The organism is Streptomyces sp. NPDC058240 (genome assembly GCF_042882135.1).
Taxonomy (GTDB): Bacteria; Actinomycetota; Actinomycetes; order Streptomycetales; family Streptomycetaceae; genus Streptomyces.
Genome location: NZ_JBHVWT010000052.1, coordinates 16,383 through 34,379 on the forward strand (window position 1 = coordinate 16,383; position 17,997 = coordinate 34,379).

14 protein-coding genes are annotated in these 17,997 nt (G+C 71.5%); 3 read left to right on the forward strand and 11 right to left on the reverse strand.

All coding sequences use genetic code 11. The features are described 5' to 3' along the window. Positions 1 to 144 precede the first annotated feature (144 nt). The 9 genes from ACFVX4_RS36525 to ACFVX4_RS36565 form a co-directional block, all read right to left on the reverse strand. Positions 145 to 1,266, reverse strand: a complete 1,122-nt coding sequence (locus tag ACFVX4_RS36525) for a pseudouridine synthase (RefSeq protein ID WP_389986196.1) — start codon at positions 1,264 to 1,266, stop codon at positions 145 to 147. Beyond that, positions 1,266 to 1,913, reverse strand: coding sequence for an SMC-Scp complex subunit ScpB (gene scpB / locus ACFVX4_RS36530; RefSeq protein WP_266421280.1), 648 nt, complete (start codon positions 1,911 to 1,913; stop codon positions 1,266 to 1,268). Before scpB ends, ACFVX4_RS36525 begins: the two co-directional genes overlap by 1 nt. Continuing rightward, positions 1,910 to 2,968: a segregation and condensation protein A gene (locus tag ACFVX4_RS36535; RefSeq protein ID WP_389986199.1), complete on the reverse strand. Its 1,059-nt coding sequence runs from the start codon at positions 2,966 to 2,968 to the stop codon at positions 1,910 to 1,912. Before ACFVX4_RS36535 ends, scpB begins: the two co-directional genes overlap by 4 nt. A gap of 108 nt (positions 2,969 to 3,076) precedes the next feature. Then, positions 3,077 to 3,697 carry a hypothetical protein gene (locus tag ACFVX4_RS36540; protein ID WP_389986221.1) on the reverse strand — a complete coding sequence of 207 codons (621 nt, stop codon included), beginning with the start codon at positions 3,695 to 3,697 and terminating at the stop codon, positions 3,077 to 3,079. Continuing rightward, complete coding sequence (locus ACFVX4_RS36545) at positions 3,694 to 4,812, reverse strand: ParA family protein (RefSeq protein WP_266421275.1); 1,119 nt, start codon at positions 4,810 to 4,812, stop codon at positions 3,694 to 3,696. The genes ACFVX4_RS36540 and ACFVX4_RS36545 overlap by 4 nt, the downstream gene beginning before the upstream one ends. A 369-nt stretch (positions 4,813 to 5,181) precedes the next feature. Continuing rightward, positions 5,182 to 6,297 carry an alanine dehydrogenase gene (gene ald / locus ACFVX4_RS36550; protein WP_389986224.1) on the reverse strand — a complete coding sequence of 372 codons (1,116 nt, stop codon included), beginning with the start codon at positions 6,295 to 6,297 and terminating at the stop codon, positions 5,182 to 5,184. 143 nt (positions 6,298 to 6,440) lie between these two features. Beyond that, positions 6,441 to 8,504 (reverse strand): tetratricopeptide repeat protein, encoded by a 2,064-nt coding sequence (locus ACFVX4_RS36555; protein WP_389986202.1) that lies wholly within the window; start codon positions 8,502 to 8,504, stop codon positions 6,441 to 6,443. Between the two features lie 237 nt (positions 8,505 to 8,741). Next, on the reverse strand, positions 8,742 to 9,368 hold the full coding sequence (locus ACFVX4_RS36560) for an NUDIX domain-containing protein (protein WP_385326286.1): 627 nt from the start codon (positions 9,366 to 9,368) through the stop codon (positions 8,742 to 8,744). Positions 9,369 to 9,457: 89 nt separating this feature from the next. Beyond that, positions 9,458 to 11,143 carry a CTP synthase gene (locus tag ACFVX4_RS36565; protein WP_266421268.1) on the reverse strand — a complete coding sequence of 562 codons (1,686 nt, stop codon included), beginning with the start codon at positions 11,141 to 11,143 and terminating at the stop codon, positions 9,458 to 9,460. A gap of 381 nt (positions 11,144 to 11,524) precedes the next feature. Between ACFVX4_RS36565 and ACFVX4_RS36570 the strand changes: the two genes are divergently transcribed. Further along, positions 11,525 to 13,351: a glycoside hydrolase family 15 protein gene (locus ACFVX4_RS36570; protein ID WP_389986206.1), complete on the forward strand. Its 1,827-nt coding sequence runs from the start codon at positions 11,525 to 11,527 to the stop codon at positions 13,349 to 13,351. Positions 13,352 to 13,466: 115 nt separating this feature from the next. Here ACFVX4_RS36570 and ACFVX4_RS36575 read toward each other — a convergent pair whose 3' ends face one another. Further along, positions 13,467 to 14,420: a GNAT family N-acetyltransferase gene (locus ACFVX4_RS36575; protein ID WP_389986209.1), complete on the reverse strand. Its 954-nt coding sequence runs from the start codon at positions 14,418 to 14,420 to the stop codon at positions 13,467 to 13,469. Positions 14,421 to 14,513: 93 nt separating this feature from the next. Further along, the gene (locus ACFVX4_RS36580) at positions 14,514 to 15,374 is read right to left on the reverse strand and encodes a sulfurtransferase (protein ID WP_389986212.1); all 861 of its coding nucleotides are present in this window, start codon (positions 15,372 to 15,374) and stop codon (positions 14,514 to 14,516) included. 262 nt (positions 15,375 to 15,636) lie between these two features. Here ACFVX4_RS36580 and ACFVX4_RS36585 point away from each other — a divergent pair, with 262 nt between their 5' ends. Together ACFVX4_RS36585 and ACFVX4_RS36590 are read left to right on the forward strand one after the other, a co-directional pair. Beyond that, entirely contained in the window at positions 15,637 to 17,262 is a 1,626-nt protein-coding gene (locus ACFVX4_RS36585) for a PucR family transcriptional regulator (protein ID WP_266421253.1), read from the forward strand. Between the two features lie 120 nt (positions 17,263 to 17,382). Then, the coding region (locus ACFVX4_RS36590; protein WP_389986215.1) for a transposase at positions 17,383 to 17,997 on the forward strand (615 nt) is incomplete at its 3' end.

Sequence of the window (17,997 nt, forward strand, 5' to 3'; positions counted from 1 at the left end):
AACTCGGAAACACACCTCCTTTCTTTCGCATTTTGTATGCGAACGGGGGGGGAGAAAAGGAAAGAGGAGGCCTTTTGTGTCTTCTTGCAAGGAAAAAACAAAAACCACCCCCCCCCCCCGGGCCGTGGAGCGGACGGAGGAGGGTTACAGACCGACCTCGCGCATCAGCATGCCCACCTCGGTGTTGGTGAGGCGGCGCAGCCAGCCGGACTTCTGGTCGCCCAGCGGGATCGGCCCGAAGGACGTCCGTACGAGCCGCTCGACCGGGAAGCCGGCTTCGGCCAGCATCCGGCGGACGATGTGCTTGCGGCCCTCGTGGAGGGTCACCTCGACCAGGTAGTTCTTGCCGGTGTTCTCGACGACCCGGAAGTGGTCGGCGCGGGCGTACCCGTCCTCCAGCTGGATGCCGTCCTTGAGCCGCTTGCCCAGGTCGCGCGGGAGCGGCCCCTGGATGGCGGCCAGGTAGGTCTTCTTCACGCCGTACTTGGGGTGGGTCAGGCGGTGGGCCAGCTCGCCGTGGTTGGTGAGCATGATGATGCCCTCGGTCTCGGTGTCCAGCCGGCCGACGTGGAAGAGCCGCGTCTCACGGTTGGTGACGTAGTCGCCGAGGCACTGGCGGCCGTCCGGGTCCTCCATCGAGGAGACGACACCGGCGGGCTTGTTCAGCGCGAAGAAGAGGTAGGACTGGGCGGCGACGGTCAGACCGTCGACCTTGATCTCGTCCCTGTTCACATCGACGCGCATGCCCTGCTCGACGACGATCTCGCCGTTGACCTCGACGCGGGCCTGCTCGATCAGCTCCTCGCACGCCCGGCGCGAGCCCATGCCGGCGCGGGCGAGGACCTTCTGCAGCCGCTCGCCCTCCTGCTCGGCGCCCGGGTGGGTCTTGGGCGTCCTGATGTCGGCCTTGCCGGCGTACCTGTCCCGGTTGCGCTGCTCGATCTTGGCGTCGAGCTCACGCGGACGGGACGGGGCGCCCTGGCGACGCGGACCACCGCTCCTGGCGCTGCCCGCCTGCGCGGGCTTCGGGCCGCCCTTGGCGCCGCCGCGGGCCGCCGCGCCGCGTCCCTTGCGGGGGCCGTCGCCGCTCTTCTCCCCGGTGCCGCCCACGTCGTAACGGCGCTCCTCGGGCCGGGGCCGGCGGGGACGCTGCTCCTGCTTGCCGTCGCGCCCGGCGCCGGCACCGCGAGGATTCCGGCTGCCGCCGCTCTTGCCGCCGCCGCCGCTGCCGCTGCCGCTTCCGCTGTTCCTGCCACTGCTTCGCATCAAAATTCCGTCTTGTCGTCTGCGTGAGTATCCGGGGTGTCCGGTGCGTCCGGATCGAACGACGGCACACCCTCTAGCGTCTCAGCCTCGATCGCGTCCGCCTCGGGAAGGAAGGGCGCGAGCTCCGGGAGCTCATCCAGGCCACGCAGGCCCATCCGCTCCAGAAAGTAGTTCGTCGTCCTGTACAGGATCGCACCTGTTTCGGGTTCCGCGCCCGCTTCCCCCACCAGACCCCGCTGGAGCAGGGTCCGCATCACCCCGTCACAGTTCACGCCGCGGACCGCGGAGACCCTGGAACGGCTGACCGGCTGGCGGTACGCGACCACCGCGAGGGTCTCCAGCGCCGCCTGGGTCAGACGGGCCTGCTGGCCGTCCAGGACGAAGCTCTCCACGGCCGCCGCGTACTCGGGACGGGTGTAGAAGCGCCAGCCGCCCGCCACCAGCCGCAGCTCGAAGCCGCGGCGCTGCACGGTGTACTCGTCGGCCAGCGCGCGCAACGCGTCGGCGACGGCCCTGCGGGGCCGCTCCAGCACCTTGGCGAGGTGCTCCTCGGTGGCGGGCTCGTCGACGACCATGAGGACGGCTTCCAACGCGGGCCCGAGGTCGAGATCCGCGACGGTGGAGCCGGTGGTCTCCTGCTGACTCATGCCTTCCCATCCTCCTGGACGTCCTGCGTCTCGGCGTCGAACTCGTCCGTGACGACGGGCCCGGCGCCCTCGCCCCCGGCCCAGCGCACCAGGAGCTCCCCGAGCGCCTCGTCCTGGTCGAGCGCCACGGCCTTCTCCCGGTACAGCTCCAGCAGCGCGAGGAACCGGGCGACGACGGTGAGGGTGTCCGGGGCGTCCTCGGTGAGCGCCCGGAAGCTGACCTTCCCCGCCTCCCGCAGCCGTGCCACCACGATCTCGGCCTGTTCCCGCACGCTGACCAGCGGCGCGTGGATGTGGTCGACGTACACCTGCGGCTCGGCCTTCGGCTGCATCGCCTTCACGGCCAGCGCGGCAAACCCCTCCGCCCCGATGCTGATCACGACCTCGGGCAGCAGCTCGGCGTGGTGCGGCTCCAGCCCCACCGTCCGCGGGAACCGCCGCCCCTCCGAAGCCAGCCGGTCGCTGAGGATCTCCGCGATGCGTTTGTACGCGCGGTACTGGAGCAGCCGGGCGAAGAGCAGGTCCCGCGCTTCGAGCAGCGCCAGATCCGCCTCGTCCTCCACCTCGGCGGCGGGCAGCAGCCGGGCCGCCTTCAGGTCGAGCAGCGTCGCGGCGACGACGAGGAACTCGGTGGTCTGATCCAGGTCCCAGTCCGGCCCCATGGCCCGGATGTGCGCCATGAACTCGTCGGTGACCTTCGACAGCGCGACTTCGGTCACATCCAGCTTGTGCTTGGCGATGAGCTGGAGGAGCAGGTCGAACGGCCCCTCGAAGTTCGCCAGCCGGACGGTGAACCGCCCGTCGCCGGCGGAACCGGGAAGCCCGGCGGACCCTGGAGGCTCGGCAGGCCCTGGAGGCTCGGCGGACCCTGGAGGCTCGGGCGCCGCGACGGGCGCCGCGGGTGCCTCGGCCGCCTCCCCGTCCCCGGGCGTCGGGGAGGCGGGGGTTTCCGGGTCGGCGCGCCCGGCGTCCACCGGCTCCGGCGCGGTCCGGCCGCCCGGACCGCGCCCCAGGGGGCGGCGGGGGGTGCGGGCGGGCTCGTCGGTCGTCGGCATGAAGGTCCAGGGGCAGCGGGATACGGGCGGCGGGCCGTGGCCCGTACGGGAGGGCCGGACCGCTCGTCCGGCGGTCGCCCACCGGGCAGGCTACCGGCGCCCCACCCGTCAGCGGCCGCGCAACCGCCGTACGAGGATGCTCGCGTCGCCCCGCGACTCCAGATCCGCGAGCACCACCGCGACCGCCTCCCGGACGATCCGCCCGCGGTCGACCGCGAGCCCGTGCTCCCCGCGCAGCACGAGGCGGGCGTGTTCGAGGTCCATCAGTTCCTCGGCAGAGACGTAGACGGTGATCTTCTCGTCGTGGCGCTCGCGGCCGCTGGGCCGCCGGTTCGCCCCGCGCCCGCCTCCGCCCCTGCGCTGCTGCTGAACGGCAGGGGTGGGGACCGCCTCCTGCGCGGACGGTGACGCGGACGAGGGCGCGGCCGTCGGCGCGGGCTGCTGGGGCCTCCGCCCCGCCTGCGCGGCCACCGCGACCCGGTCGCCGCCGCCGCGGCTGCGCGACTCCCCCGCGTCGGCATCGGCCGCGGAGTGCTCCTCGCGCGAGGAGCCGTCGGTGGCCTGTGCCGCGTCCGTCCCGGCTCCGTCCGCCCCCGAATCGCTCTCACCGGCCGGACCGGGCACCCGGACCTCGCCGTTCGCCTTGCGCCGCCGGTCGGCGGGGGAAGAGGCCTGGAGCCCCATTCCTCCGGTGGTACGGAACAGTTCGTCGGCCCCGGGCAGACTCACTCGGCGTGACACCGGGCGAGCACCTCCCTGGCGAGCTGGCGATAGGCGGCGGCACCGACCGAGTTGGAGGCGTAGGTGGTGATGGGTTCACCGGCGACCGTGGTCTCCGGGAAGCGCACGGTGCGCCCGATGACCGTGTGGTAGACGTGATCGTCGAATGCCTCGACGACGCGCGCGAGGACCTCACGGCTGTGCACCGTACGGGAGTCGTACATGGTGGCGAGGATGCCGTCGAGCTCCAGATCGGGGTTGAGGCGCTCCTGGACCTTCTCGATGGTCTCGGTGAGCAGGGCCACACCACGCAGCGCGAAGAACTCGCACTCGAGCGGCACTATGACCTTGTGGGCCGCCGTGAGGGCGTTCACGGTGAGCAGGCCCAGCGACGGCTGACAGTCGATCACGATGTAGTCGTAGTCGGCCATCAGCGGCTTCAGGGCGCGCTGCAGCGTGGACTCCCGGGCCACCTCGCTCACCAGCTGCACCTCGGCAGCCGACAGGTCGATGTTGCTGGGCAGCAGGTCCATGTTCGGGACCGCGGTCTTCAGCAGGACCTCGTCGGCCGACATGCCCCGCTCCATGAGCAGGTTGTAGACCGTGAGGTCGAGCTCCATCGGGTTGACGCCGAGCCCGACCGACAGGGCTCCCTGCGGGTCGAAGTCGACGAGCAGGACGCGTCGCCCGTACTCCGCGAGCGCGGCACCCAGGTTGATGGTCGACGTGGTCTTGCCGACGCCGCCCTTCTGGTTGCACATCGCGATGATCTTCGCGGGACCGTGATCGGTCAGCGGGCCCGGGATCGGGAAGTAGGGCAGGGGCCGGCCGGTCGGGCCGATCCGCTCGCGGCGCTGGCGGGCAGCGTCGGGCGCGAGGGTGGCCGCGTACTCCGGATCGGGTTCGTACTCGGCGTCGGGGTCGTAGAAGTGCCCCTGGGGCACCTCGTCGAAGTCGGCGAAGTGGGCGGTCTCCCGGCCACTCTCGTTGCCGGCCATGGCGTTCACGTGTAGGCCGTCCATCATCTGGGGGGCTGTCGTCATGTGCTGTTGGGTGGCGAAGGTGCGGACAGCGACGGAGCCGACAGCCGCCAGCCCGTTCGGGCCCTGGCCCCGTGCAGGCATCCCTGGATGAACACCCCCGGGAGTAAATGTCGACTCATTCACAAGTCGTCTTACCTCCTTGGACGTGACCAGGAAACTTATCGATAGGTCAGCGTGGCACCATGCCGACGATTGGCGACTCTATGGCGTGTCACCGCTCCGCAGCAACACAATCCGCCGGACCCGGCCCGATGTGTCGGCAATCGAACACCTCCCTGTCAAGGGTGCACAGCCACCGGGGTGCGGTTTTAACAGGTGTACGAATCGGTTGAAGAGTTACGTTCGAGACGAGTTGAACCGGACCCCCGCAGGGACCCGACATGCCTCCGGCCGGACCTTGCTCGGCAAGGTCCGGCCGGACGCGTGAGGTTGACGGAAGCGGTTGACCCGTCAGCCGAGGAGCGAGCTCAGCTCGACGCGCTCCAGGCCGTGCGCTTCGGCCACCTCGCGGTAAACGACCTGCCCGTCATGGGTGTTGAGGCCCTTGGCGAGCGCGGCGTCACGGCGCAGCGCCTCGACCCAGCCGCGGTTGGCGAGCTCCAGGATGTACGGGAGCGTGGCGTTGGTGAGGGCGTACGTGGAGGTGTTCGGCACCGCGCCCGGCATGTTCGCGACGCAATAGAAGACCGAGTTGTGGACCATGAAGGTCGGCTCGGCGTGCGTCGTCGGGTGCGAGTCCTCGAAGCAACCGCCCTGATCGATTGCGATGTCGACAAGTACACTTCCGGGCTTCATCTTGGCGACGAGCTCGTTGGTGACCAGCTTCGGCGCCTTCGCGCCGGGGATCAGCACGGCGCCCACGACGAGGTCGGCCTCGATGACGGCCTTCTCCAGCTCGAAGGCATTGGAGACGACGGTCTTCACCTTGGTGCCGAAGACCTTGTCGGCCTCGCGGAGCTTGTTGATGTCCTTGTCGAGCAGCGTGACGTGGAAGCCGAGACCGACGGCGATCTGCGTGGCGTTCCAGCCGGAGACACCGCCGCCGATGACGACGGCCTCGGCGGGCGCCGTGCCCGGGACGCCGCCCGGCAGCACACCGCGGCCACCGACCGAGCGCATCAGGTGGTAGGCGCCGACCTGCGGGGCCAGCCGGCCCGCGACCTCGGACATCGGGGCGAGCAGCGGGAGCGCGCGGTTCGCGGTCTCGACCGTCTCGTAGGCGATGGCCGTGGTGCCCGACTCGATCAGCGCGTCGGTGCACTCGCGGGAGGCGGCGAGGTGCAGGTAGGTGAAGAGCGTCTGGTCCTTGCGGAGGCGGTGGTACTCCTCGGCGACCGGCTCCTTGACCTTGAGCAGGAGATCGGCGGTGGCCCAGACCTCGTCGGCGGTGGGGAGGATCTGCGCCCCGGCGGCGACGTACTCCTCGTCCGTGATGGAGGAGCCGGCACCGGCGCTCTCCTCGACGACGACCTGGTGGCCGTGGCGGACGAGCTCGTGCACGCCGGCAGGCGTGATCGCCACGCGGAACTCGTTGTTCTTGACTTCGCGGGGGATGCCGACCTTCACGTCGATCACGGTCCTTGGCTCAGAGGGTTACCCGGACATAGCTATACATACCCGGATAGACACTACGTAAATGGAGACACCGCGAACACACGCGGCAGAGCCAGTCTAATGAAGGGTTTCGTGCTGTCTAGCCTTACAAAGCATTAATTTTCAGTCGTCGCACTACGGATTTCGCAGGCCGCACCCTCTTGGTCCAGCAATCTGTCGGCCAGACCCCGGTGCAGCCCGGCCGCGGCCGGGTCGCCGAGCCTGTCGAGCGTGTCGGCCAACCGGAGCTCCAGCGCCGCCTGCAGGCGTACGTCCCCGGCCCGCCTGGCCCACTCGACGGCCTCCCGGCAGGTGTGCAGGGACTCGTGCGGCCGACCCGCGTACTCCTGCACCCGCGCCGCCTCGCTGAGCGCCCGCGCCTGGGCCGGCACGTCGCCGAGCCTGCGGTACCCGGCCGCCGCGGCACGCCAGTTGCGCAGCGCCTCGCCGTACCGCCCGGCATAGGTGTGGACGGCGCCGAGCCGCCCGTACAGCCTCGCCTCGTCGGCCCGCTCCCCCTGGGTGAGCCGCTGCGCCAGCGCTCGGCCGTACCAGTCGGAGGCCCGCTGGAAGTCCCCCAGCTCGGCATAGGCGCCACCTACGGATTCCATCGCGCGACCGGTGGCGTACGGGTCCTTCGCGGCCCGCCCGGCATCCAGCGCGGCCCGGTAGCGGGCCAGCGCCTCCCGGGTGCGGCCGGTCCTGGCGTCGAGGTCGGCGAGGTTGAGCAGCGCGGCGGCCCGCTCGCGCGGCAGCTCCCGCCGCTCGGCGACGGCCAGCACCAGACCGTGCAGTCCGTACAGCTCGGGTGCGGCGGCCTCGGTGCCGCGGTGCACGGCCAGCGCCCGCACCAGAGCGGCCACCAACCGCCTTGCCAGGGTGTCGAGTTCACCGTCCTCGACGGCGATCCGGGCCGAGGCCAGCAGGGCGGGCCGGCGGATCCGCAGCCATTCGGCGGCCGCCTCGGGGTTGGGGAAGCGCAGCGACCGCGGCAGCCCGGCGAGCTTGCGGCGGGCCGGGGAACCCTCGGGTTCGGTGACCGCCCGGCAGGACTGCAGCAGCCGTACGGTCCGCTCCAGCATCCGGGCCCTGGCGAGCTGGATCTCCGTCGGCCTGTCCCTGGCCTCCAGCAACGCCCGCAGCAGCGGCGCGAGACAGCCGGGCACCTCGTACTGCGGCTGATCCGCCCCGTTGGTGTGCAGCAGCCCCAGGGCGACGAAGTCGTCGAGGGTCGTCTGGGCGGCCGAGACGGAGCAGCCGGCCAGCGCGGACGCGGTGTGGGCGTCGGCGAGTCCGGCGGGGGCGAGGGCGAGCAGTCGCAGTATCCGGGCGGCCGTCGGCGGCAGCGAGTCGTGAGCCAGCCGGAAGGCGCGGGCCAGCGGGCGGGAGCCGGTGGACTGCTCCGTGTCGTCCGGCAGTTCGCGCAGCTGCTTGGTGACATCGGCGACCGATGCCATGGGGTGGGCGGCGAGCCAGCCCCCGACCATGACCAGGGCGCCCGGCAGCCCACCGCACTCCTCGGCCAGGGTCTCGGCGGTGCGCGGATCGACGGTGATCCTGACCTCTCCGATGATGCGGGCGAGCAGCCGCACGGCGGAGCCCGCGTCCAGGCCGCCGATGGTGCAGGGGCGGACGCCCGGGATACCGGTCAGCGGGCCCCCGGAAGTGGCGACGACCAGGCAGTCCGGGTTGTCCGGCAGCAGCGGGTCGACCTGCTCCGCGTCCGCCGCGTCGTCGAGGAGCAGCAGGACACGGCGCCCGGCGAGCTCCTTGCGGACCATCTCGGAGAGTTCGTCCCCGTCCGCGCCGGGCGGGCCGGTCACACCCAGCTGGTCGAGCAGCTCGCGGGCGGTGCGCTCGGTGGGCACCGGCGCGCCGCCGGGATCGGTGAGCCGGGCGCGGAGCAGTCCGTCGGGGTGGTCGTCGGCGGCGAGCAGCCTGCGGGTGAGTTCACCGGCGAGCGCGGTACGTCCGGAGCCGGGTCGTCCGGCGATCAGCAGGACCCGGGCGCGGGCGGCCTTGCGACCGGCCAGGGTGTCGAGGCCGACTCTCTCGATGTCGGCCCGCAGTGCCTTCAACTCGCGGTCGCGGCCGAAGAATTGGGGTGGGGCGGCGCCGGACGGCTCCTCGGTTCCCGCTGCCTTGGCCGGGCCGCTGGTGTCCACCGCCTGATCCGTCACGGGCCACGCTCCACTTCGCTGCACGCGTCGCCCGCCGGGACTCCGGTCAGGGCATTCCGAGCGTAGTTCAGGCGTGCGGACGATTTCCCTGGAGCACGGCGCAGAGGTCCCCCGATCGGATCAGCATCTTTTCCGATCGAAGGACCTCGGTGATCCGTTCAGTGGCCTCCGGCGCTCCGCCGGTGGCCTCCCACGCCCCCGGCGGAGCGCCGGTGGCCGGTCCGCCCCTACGGCGCGTCAGGCCTCGAACGGGCGGGCCGGCCACGGCGCCCCGGCCGGGCGCAGCGACTCGATCCCGTCACCGGCGAGGACCGCCGCGAGCGAGAGGACGCCCACCACGAGGCAGTTGTTGTGCAGCTCCCCCGCGAGCACGCCCCGCACCAGCTCCTGGAGCGGCACCCGGGCCAGCTCCATGTCGGCCTCCTCCTCGGAGACCTCGAAGCGCTCCCCGTCGGCCTCGGAGAGATTCCGGGCCAGGAAGATCCGTACGGCTTCGTCGCAGCCGCCCGGCGTGGTGTAGACGTCGGTCAGCACCCGCCAGTCCTCGGCCTTGACGTACGCCTCCTCGTAGAGCTCGCGCTGGGCCGCGTGCAGCGGATTCTCGCCGGGGACGTCGAGCAGTCCGGCCGGGATCTCCCAGAGCTTGTGACGCACCGGGTGGCGGTACTGCCGCAGCACGACGACCCGGCCGTCGTCGTCGAGCGCGAGCACGGCGACCGAGCCCGGGTGGACCTGGTAGTCGCGGCGTACGACCGTGCCGTCCGGCATCACCACTTCGTCGGTGCGGACGCTGGTCTTGTTGCCGGTGAAGGGCGTCTCGGTCGCGGTGACCTGCCACTCCTCGGGCGTGTCCTGGAAACCCATCTACGTCCTCCCACGAAAAACAGAAACCGGGGTACGCATCCTCAGCGGATCCGTACCCCGGTCAACGTTAATGCCTGTGCGGCGCCGGACTACTTGCCCGACGTGGTGCCCTGCCCGTCACCGGCCGCGGCGCCCGTCTTGCGCTCGACGGCCGCCTTCACCAGGCCCGCGAAGAGCGGGTGCGGGCGGGTCGGGCGGGAGCGGAGCTCCGGGTGCGCCTGGGTGGCGACCAGGTAGGGGTGGATCTCGCGCGGGTACTCGACGTACTCGACGAGCTTGTTGTCCGGGGAGGTGCCGGAGAAGACCAGACCGGCCTTCTTCTCCAGCTCGGCCCGGTAGGCGTTGTTGACCTCGTAGCGGTGGCGGTGACGCTCCTCCACGTACGGCTGGCCGTCGTACGCCTCGCGGACCAGCGAGCCCTCGGCGAGCTTCGCCGGGTACAGGCCGAGCCGCATGGTGCCGCCGAGGTCGCCCGCGCCCTCGACGTACGCCAGCTGCTCCTCCATCGTCGAGATCACGGGGTGCGAGGTGGCGGCGTCGAACTCGGTGGAGTTGGCGTCGGGGATCTCGGCGAGGTTGCGCGCGGCCTCGATCACGATGCACTGGAGGCCGAGGCACAGGCCGAGCAGCGGCACCTTGTTCTCGCGGGCGTACTGGATGGCGCCGATCTTGCCGTTGACACCGCGGTCGCCGAAGCCACCGGGGACGCAGATCGCGTCGACGTCACCGAGCTGCTTCGCGGCACCCGACGGGGTCTTGCAGTCGTCCGAGGCGACCCACTTGACCTTGACCCGGGCCTTGTTGGCGAAGCCGCCGGCCCGGATGGCCTCGGTGACCGAGAGGTAGGCGTCGGGCAGGTCGATGTACTTGCCGACGAGCGCGACGGTGATCTCGTGGTCGGGGTTGTGGACACGGTCCAGCAGGTCGTCCCACGTCGTCCAGTCGACGTCGCGGAACGGCAGGTCGAGCTTGCGCACGACGTAGGCGTCCAGGCCCTCGGTGTGCAGCACCTTCGGGATGTCGTAGATCGACTTGGCGTCCACGCAGGCCACCACGGCGGCCTCGTCGACGTCGCACATCAGCGAGATCTTGCGCTTGATGGCGGTCGGTACGTCGCGGTCGGCGCGCAGCACGATGGCGTCGGGCTGGATACCGATGTTGCGCAGCGCGGCGACGGAGTGCTGGGTCGGCTTGGTCTTGAGCTCGCCGGACGGGCCGATGTAGGGCAGCAGCGAGATGTGCACGACGAAGACGTTGTCCCGGCCGACCTCGTGGCGGACCTGGCGGACGGTCTCCAGGAACGGCAGCGACTCGATGTCGCCGACCGTGCCGCCGACCTCGGTGATGACGACGTCGACGTCGTCGGTGGCCATGCGGCGGATGCGGTGCTTGATCTCGTTGGTGATGTGCGGGATGACCTGCACGGTGTCACCGAGGTACTCGCCGCGCCGCTCCTTGGCGATCACCTGCGAGTAGACCTGGCCGGTGGTGACGTTGGCGGAGCCGTCGAGGTCGACGTCGAGGAAGCGCTCGTAGTGGCCGATGTCCAGGTCGGTCTCGGCGCCGTCGTTGGTGACGAACACCTCACCGTGCTGGAACGGGTTCATCGTGCCCGGGTCGACGTTGAGGTACGGGTCGAGCTTCTGCATGGTGACCCGAAGGCCGCGCGCCTTGAGCAGGGCACCGAGGCTGGAGGCAGTCAGACCCTTGCCGAGGGAAGAGGCGACACCCCCGGTGACGAAGATGTGCTTGGTCGTCGTGGATGTGGGCTGCATAGCCAAAGGGGGCTCCCGTGGTCGCGATCGTGAGGTGCGTACCGGCGATTTCATCCGGAGACTCCGGAGGCGCCGTCGCTGCGGTTCGGGGGCCTCGTCTGCGGTTGCGGACGACCACCGGTCCACGGGCTACCAGGGTATCAGCGCCGAGGGGACCCTGCTTCCGGCCGTATCGGGACGCCCACCTCGCATGATCACCACGAGTGTCCGTACACACACCCGTTCGGGCCAGACCGGTTGTCAAGACCGTCGCGCGGATCATCGGAGTGCGTCGTATCCTGCTCGGACACTTGCCCCGGGCGAGGTGACACGTTCGCAGGTTCCCCCACAACAACCCCTTGCGACGACCTCTTTACCCGCAGTAATGCCCTACGGGGCGACATGGCCGTTCGACTGGAGATGCACGTGGCCGGGCGCATCGAGGATTACGCACTCATCGGAGACATGCAGACCGCCGCCCTGGTCTGCCGGGACGGCACAGTGGACTGGCTGTGCCTTCCCCGCTTCGATTCGCACGCCGTCTTCGCGGGACTGCTGGGTACCGAGGAGCATGGCTTCTGGCGCCTGGGTCCGGCGCGGGCGGACGGGACGGAGCCGCCGTCCGCGGACCGCCGCCGCTACCGCGGGGACTCCCTCATCCTGGAATCGGAGTGGGACACACCACGCGGAACGGTCAGAGTGACCGATTTCATGCCGCCGCGTGACGGTGCGCCCCAGGTGATCCGGATCGTGGAAGGGATCAGCGGCCGGGTGCCGATGCGCTCGGAGCTGCGCATGCGGTTCAGCTACGGCCGGGTCACCCCATGGGTGCACAAGGTCGACGGCCGCACGGTCGCCGTCGCCGGTCCGGACTCCGTCTGGCTGGACACCCCCGCCGACACGTACGGCGAGAACCTCACGACGTACTCCGACTTCACGGTGGCGCCGGGTGACCGGATCGCGTTCACGATCAGCTGGCAGCCCTCGCACCACGGCCCGCCGGCCCTGCCGGACCCGGAGGGTTCGCTGGACGCGACCGGGGACTTCTGGCGCGAATGGGTCGAGCAGTGCACGTACCACGGGCCCTACCGCGAGGCCGTGGTCCGCTCCCTGATCACCCTCAAGGCCCTGACGTACGCGCCGACGGGCGGCATCGTCGCCGCGCCGACCACCTCCCTGCCGGAGGACATCGGCGGCTCCCGGAACTGGGACTACCGCTACACCTGGCTGCGCGACGCCGCGATCACGCTCTCCTCGCTGCTGCGCACCGGCTACCGCGAGGAGGCCCGCGCCTGGCGCGAGTGGCTGCTGCGGGCGGTCGCCGGCGACCCGGAGAACCTGCAGATCATGTACGGCATCGCGGGCGAGCGCGAGCTGGGCGAGGCCGAGCTGGACTGGCTGCCCGGTTACGAGAACTCCGGCCCGGTCCGGGTCGGAAACGGCGCGGCGGGCCAGCTCCAGCTGGATGTGTACGGCGAGGTCATCGAGGCACTGCACCTCGCCCACATGACCGGCCTGACCCGCAACGACTACGCGACGGGCCTCCAGCTCAAGCTGATCGAGTACCTGGAGAAGCACTGGGAGGAGCCGGACGAGGGCATCTGGGAGGTACGCGGGCCGCGCCGCCATTTCGTCCACTCGAAGGTGATGGCCTGGGTCGCCGTCGACCGCACCATCAAGCTCATCGAGTCCGGGGACGCGGAAGGGCCGCTGGAGCGGTTGCGCGAGCTGCGCGACGACATCCACCGCGATGTCTGCGAGCGGGGCTACGACCCCGAGCGCAACACCTTCACCCAGTCCTACGGTTCGAAGGAACTGGACGCCTCACTGCTGCTGATCCCGCAGATGGGCTTCCTGCCGCCGGACGACAAGCGCGTGATCGGCACGATCGAGGCGATCCAGCGCGAGCTGTCCACCGAGGACGGCTTCGTACTGCGCTACCCCACCTCGGGCGAGGACGCGGGCGTCGACGGCCTGGAGGGCGACGAGGGCGCGTTCCTGGCCTGCTCGTTCTGGCTGGCGGACGACCTGGCGATGATCGGCCGGGTCGACGAGGCACGCCAGCTCTTCGAGCGGCTGCTGTCCCTGCGCAACGATCTGGGCCTGCTCGCGGAGGAATGGGACTCCCGGTTGCAGCGCCAGGTGGGGAACTTCCCGCAGGCCTTCAGCCACGTGCCGCTGATCGACACGGCGCTGCGCCTCACGGCGAGCGGGGCGTACGTCGGCTGACCGGGGATCCGTGCCCCGCGACCGAGTAGGTCCTCTTCCTCGCGCGCAGGACCGCCCCGGCCGCCACCCGAGTGGCGGCCGGGGTCCGGCCGACGGCCGGCCGGACGACCGGTCCTCAGCCCGCGGTCCCGGATTTGATGAGCGGCACGTCCCGCGTGAGCTCCCGGAACCCGACGCCGTAGTACAGTCCGCGCGCCTGGGGATGCCCCGGCGCACCCAGGCAGGCGACCGTCGCATGAGTGGCCCCGGCCGCCCGCGCCAGACGCATCCCGTGCAGAAGCATCGCCCTGCCCAGCCCCTGACGCCGGTAGTCCGGATGCGTCCCGACCGGCTCGAACTCGACGGTCCTGTTCGCTTCGTCGAGCCACATGATCGTCGAGGATGCCATCGTTCCGTCCGGCGCCTCCACCAGGATGTGCAGGTCACCGCGGTACGCCGCCGTCCGCCGGACGCCCTCGTAGCCCTCGGCCGTGTACGTCGAGGGGGCCCAGGCGTCCAGATGGGCCTGGACCGCGGCCTTCGGCCCGGCCTCGTCGGCGGTGCGGAACCGGAATCCGTCGGGCAGCACCGGCCGTTCCACGTCGGTGAGGTCCCGCTCGTTGAGCTGGGTCCACGACCCGGCGTCGCCGAGCGAGGCCGGGTCGGTCTCGTAGCCGTGCGCCGCCCATCGCTTCAGGGCGAACCCGTCGGCGGCGCTCGGCAGCACCGTACGCTCGGTGCCCGCAGCCGTACCGTCGTACCAGTCGATCACCTCGTCGACCAGCCCGGCGTGGTCGGGGTGGACCTGGTACGCCAGGTAGGCGCCGGTGACGTCCTTCACCGATCCGTCGCTCCGCCTCGCCCGGTGCGGAAGACTGGCCCAGCCCCACGCCACCAGGTCCCCGCCGGAGAACCACAGCCGACGCGGCCGGCCCGCACCCTCGCCGGCGTGCCCCTTGCCCCAGTTCCAGGCCGGCTCGCCGTAGGTCGCGTCGCTGCTCACCAGGTCCGGGCGGGTGGCGGTGACGCGCTGCGCCAGAGCCTGCATGAGCTGCAAGTCCGCGGCGGTCACGAGCTCGAAGTTCGCCATGGTGTGCCAATGTGTCAGCGCACCGCGAAGCCGTCGAACCGCTTTCCGGGCCGGACAGCCATGTCCCCCGATCACGCCGGCCGACTGCGGGACCTACGCCCCGGTCACGACGGGCAGCTCCGACGGCAGCCCCCACTCGCTCCAGGATCCGTCGTACACGGCCTGTCCGCGGTACCCCGCCAGCTCGGCCCCCAGCGCCAGGACGCACGCGGTGACACCCGATCCGCAGCTGAGGACCAGTCGCCCGCGCTCGCCCGCGAGGGCGGCGAACACGGCGCGCAGCTCATCCGCCGGACGCATCCGCCCGTCGCGCTGGATCTCGCCGAAGGGCAGGTTGACCGCCCCCGGCATATGTCCGCCGCGCAGCCCCGGCCGGGGTTCGGCGACGGCTCCGGTGAACCGGTCCCGGGCACGGGCGTCGAGGACCGCCGCGGCGGGGTCGGCCAGGGCCGCCGCCACCTCCTCGCTGCCGACGAACATCCCCGCGCGCGGCCGAGCGGTGAAGTCACCGGGTGTCGCGGCGGGCGCGGGCCGGGCGCTCTCCAGCGGCAGCCCGGCGCCGGCCCAGGCGGGCAGGCCGCCGTCGAGCACCGCGACCCGGTCGAAGCCCATCGCCCGCAGCATCCACCAGGCCCGCGCGCTGGAGTAGATGCCCGCGCCGTCGTACACGACGACGGTGTCGGAGTCGTTCACGCCGAGGGAGCGCAGCTCCTCGGTGAACCGGCCGGCTTCGGGCATCGTGTGCGGCAGCGGTCCGGAGTGGTCGGACAGCGCCCCGTCGATGTCGAAGGCCCGCGTTCCGGGGATCCGCCGCTCGATGCCCCGGTGCGCGCCGACCGAGGCGTCGAGGACCGACAGTCCCGGCCGGCCGAGCCGCCGCGCCAGCCAGTCGGCCCCGACCAGCGGGCCGGGAGGCTCCTGACTGCTTGCGTACGTCGGTACGTCGTCGCCCACGGCTGCTCCTGGTCCGGGTCCGGATGTGAGGGCCACTCGGCCCCGACCGCGCGGCGTCCACAAGATCGCAGCGGCGCTCGTCCCGTGTCAACAGCCCTTCGACGGTCCCCGGACCCTCGAACGGCCCTGACCGGCGCCGCCTCCCCGGGGCGCGGGCTCCCCGGCCGGCTCCCCCGACGACGCCTCGGGCGCCCGGGGCCGGTACCTTCCTGAATCAGGGCGATCGCCCGTCCGACCCGAGTGAAGCGCGAGGCCAGAGCCAGTGGAGACCCAAGGCGGAATCACCGTGCAGCGAGCCCTGGAGCTGCCGGGGCTGCGCGGTGGGCTCCCGGAGGTGGTGGCCGGCGCGGACCGGCTGAACCGTACGGTGCGGTGGGTGCACGCGGGCGAGGTCCCCAACATCGCCTCGCTGCTCAAGGGCGGTGAACTGCTGCTCACCACCGGGCTCGGGCTCGGCACCCGCCCCGCCGAGCAGCGCGCCTTCGTCCGCAGGCTCGCCGACCGCCAGATCGCCGCCCTGGTGGTGGAGCTCGGCCCGCGCTTCAGCAGGCTGCCGGCGTCGATAGTGGATGCCGCCCGCACCGCGGGGCTGCCACTGGTGCAGCTGCACCGCGAGGTGCCGTTCGTGACGGTGACCGAGGAGATCCACACCGAGATCGTCAACGGTCACTACGCGCTGCTGCGGCAGGCCGAGGACGTGCACCGACGCTGCACGGAGGCGCTCCTCGGCGGCGGCGGGGTGCCCCAGGTGCTCGGCATCCTGGCGGACTTCACGGCCAACCCGGTCTTCCTGGAGACGGCGGACGGCCAGCTGCTGTACGCGGCGGGCCCCGGGTCCGGCCCGGTCTCCGCCGATCCGCTCCAGGTGTGGGACGGGATGCGCGGCGGCCGGGCGGCCCGTGAGACACCGCCCACCGGTTCGGTGCTGGTGGATGTGCCGGGCGGCGGACCCGGCACCGGTTCGGTACGGGCCCGGCTGGTGCTGCTGGCCGTGTCCGGGCCGCTGGTGACCGTGCACCGGATGGCGGCGGAGCGGGCGGCGGGGATTCTCGCCGTCGTGCTGATGCAGGCCCGCCAGGAGGAGGAGCTCGCGGCCCGTGGCCGGGGCGACTTCCTGACCGATCTCGCCGAGGGCCGGATCGCACCGGAGGACGCGCCCGCGCAGGCCCGCGTGCTGGGCTTCAAGCCGGCCGACATGCCGCTGCTGCCGGTCGTGATGCGACTGGCCCCCGAGCTTTCGGTGTCCGGGAACTGGGCGTTGCTGGCGCGCGCGGTGCTGGAGGAGCTCTCGTCGGTGGGTGTGCCGGTGCTGCTGGGCGTGCGGCCCGTGGAGGGCCGGGTACCGGTGCTCCTCGGACTGCGGTCCGAGACGGAGCGCACGGCGGTCGCGGACCGGGTCGCGGCGGCGCTGCGGGCCGGTGTGGAGCGGGCCGGGCTGGAGCGGGCCGGATCGCATCCGCCGGTCGTGGTGGTGGGCGTGGCGGGCGGCTGGGCGACGGCCGGCGCGGGGCTGCGGCACGCCGCCGAGACGGCAACGGCCGCGCACGGTCTCAGCGACCGCCCCTGGTACGACGCCCGGCGCCTCGACATCGACCTGCTGCTGTGGCGGCTGCGGGACCACCCGGACCTGGCGGCGTTCGTGGACCGGGCGATCGGCCCGTTGCGCGATCACGACCGCACCTCGCGCCCGGTGCTGCTGCCGACGCTGGAGACGTATCTGGCCCACGCGGGCCGCAAGGCGGAGACGGCGCGGGAGCTGCATCTGAACCGTCAGACGCTGTACAACCGGCTGGCCCGGATCGGCGAGCTGCTCGGCACCGACCTGGACGACCCCCAGGCGGTGCTGGCGCTGAGCCTGGCTCTCCGGGCCCGCCGCCACACCTCTTAGCTTGCGATTTTAGGACGTGAAGATCGTTTAGGTTTGGGTTCTGCTGTTCGCCGGACATGGGAACGGCCTTCGGGTGACGCTGGGTTCTCGCCAGAGATCCAGCTGCACCAGAAGGCCGTGATGGACAGTCTGCAAGACAGCCCTGCCCGCGTCGAGGCGTTGTCCGAGTTATCCAGGTTCCGTGCGGGTCTCCATGCCTGCTTCACTCGCCGCGGGGATGCCCTGTTCGAGTTGGCGGACGCGATGCTGTGCGCGCAGGGCCCGGTGCGATCACCGGTAGAGCTGTCCTTGGAGCCGGAGTTCCGCCGACGACACGGCTCTGTCTACGACGCCCTGGCCCATGGCCAGATAAGCAGTAGCCGCTTGCGGCACCTGCTGATCGGCCTGTCGGCCCCGGCCAGGGCGGGCGAGCCGCTGATGTTCGCGATCGACACCACTCCGCACGCGCGCCCCGACGCCGAGTACGCCGACGAGCGGACGATGGTGCAGGTCCGCGGCAAGGGAGGGGATCGCTGGCTGCCCGGCTGGCCCTACAGCCTGCTCGTCGGCATCCAGTGGGGGTCCTCCTCCTGGGTCGACCCCATCGAGGCACGCCGACTGCGGCCCGGCGAGGAGCACACCGACGTCACGATCGACCAGATCACCGGGCTGCTCAAAGACCTGACCGCGACCGGGAAGTGGCAGCCCGGCGACCCGCCGCCGCTGGTCCTGCTCGATGCTGGGAACTACGCAACC

What these genes read in the sequence shown, in the direction of transcription:
- ACFVX4_RS36525 (WP_389986196.1), bottom strand. Translation starts at nt 1,266, where the DNA reads ATGCGAAGCAGTGGCAGGAACAGCGGAAGCGGCAGCGGCAGCGGCGGC.
- ACFVX4_RS36560 (WP_385326286.1), bottom strand. Translation starts at nt 9,368, where the DNA reads ATGGGTTTCCAGGACACGCCCGAGGAGTGGCAGGTCACCGCGACCGAG.
- ACFVX4_RS36575 (WP_389986209.1), bottom strand. Translation starts at nt 14,420, where the DNA reads ATGGCGAACTTCGAGCTCGTGACCGCCGCGGACTTGCAGCTCATGCAG.
- ACFVX4_RS36570 (WP_389986206.1), top strand. Translation starts at nt 11,525, where the DNA reads ATGGCCGTTCGACTGGAGATGCACGTGGCCGGGCGCATCGAGGATTAC.
- ACFVX4_RS36545 (WP_266421275.1), bottom strand. Translation starts at nt 4,812, where the DNA reads ATGCCTGCACGGGGCCAGGGCCCGAACGGGCTGGCGGCTGTCGGCTCC.
- scpB (WP_266421280.1), bottom strand. Translation starts at nt 1,913, where the DNA reads ATGAGTCAGCAGGAGACCACCGGCTCCACCGTCGCGGATCTCGACCTC.
- ACFVX4_RS36535 (WP_389986199.1), bottom strand. Translation starts at nt 2,968, where the DNA reads ATGCCGACGACCGACGAGCCCGCCCGCACCCCCCGCCGCCCCCTGGGG.
- ACFVX4_RS36565 (WP_266421268.1), bottom strand. Translation starts at nt 11,143, where the DNA reads ATGCAGCCCACATCCACGACGACCAAGCACATCTTCGTCACCGGGGGT.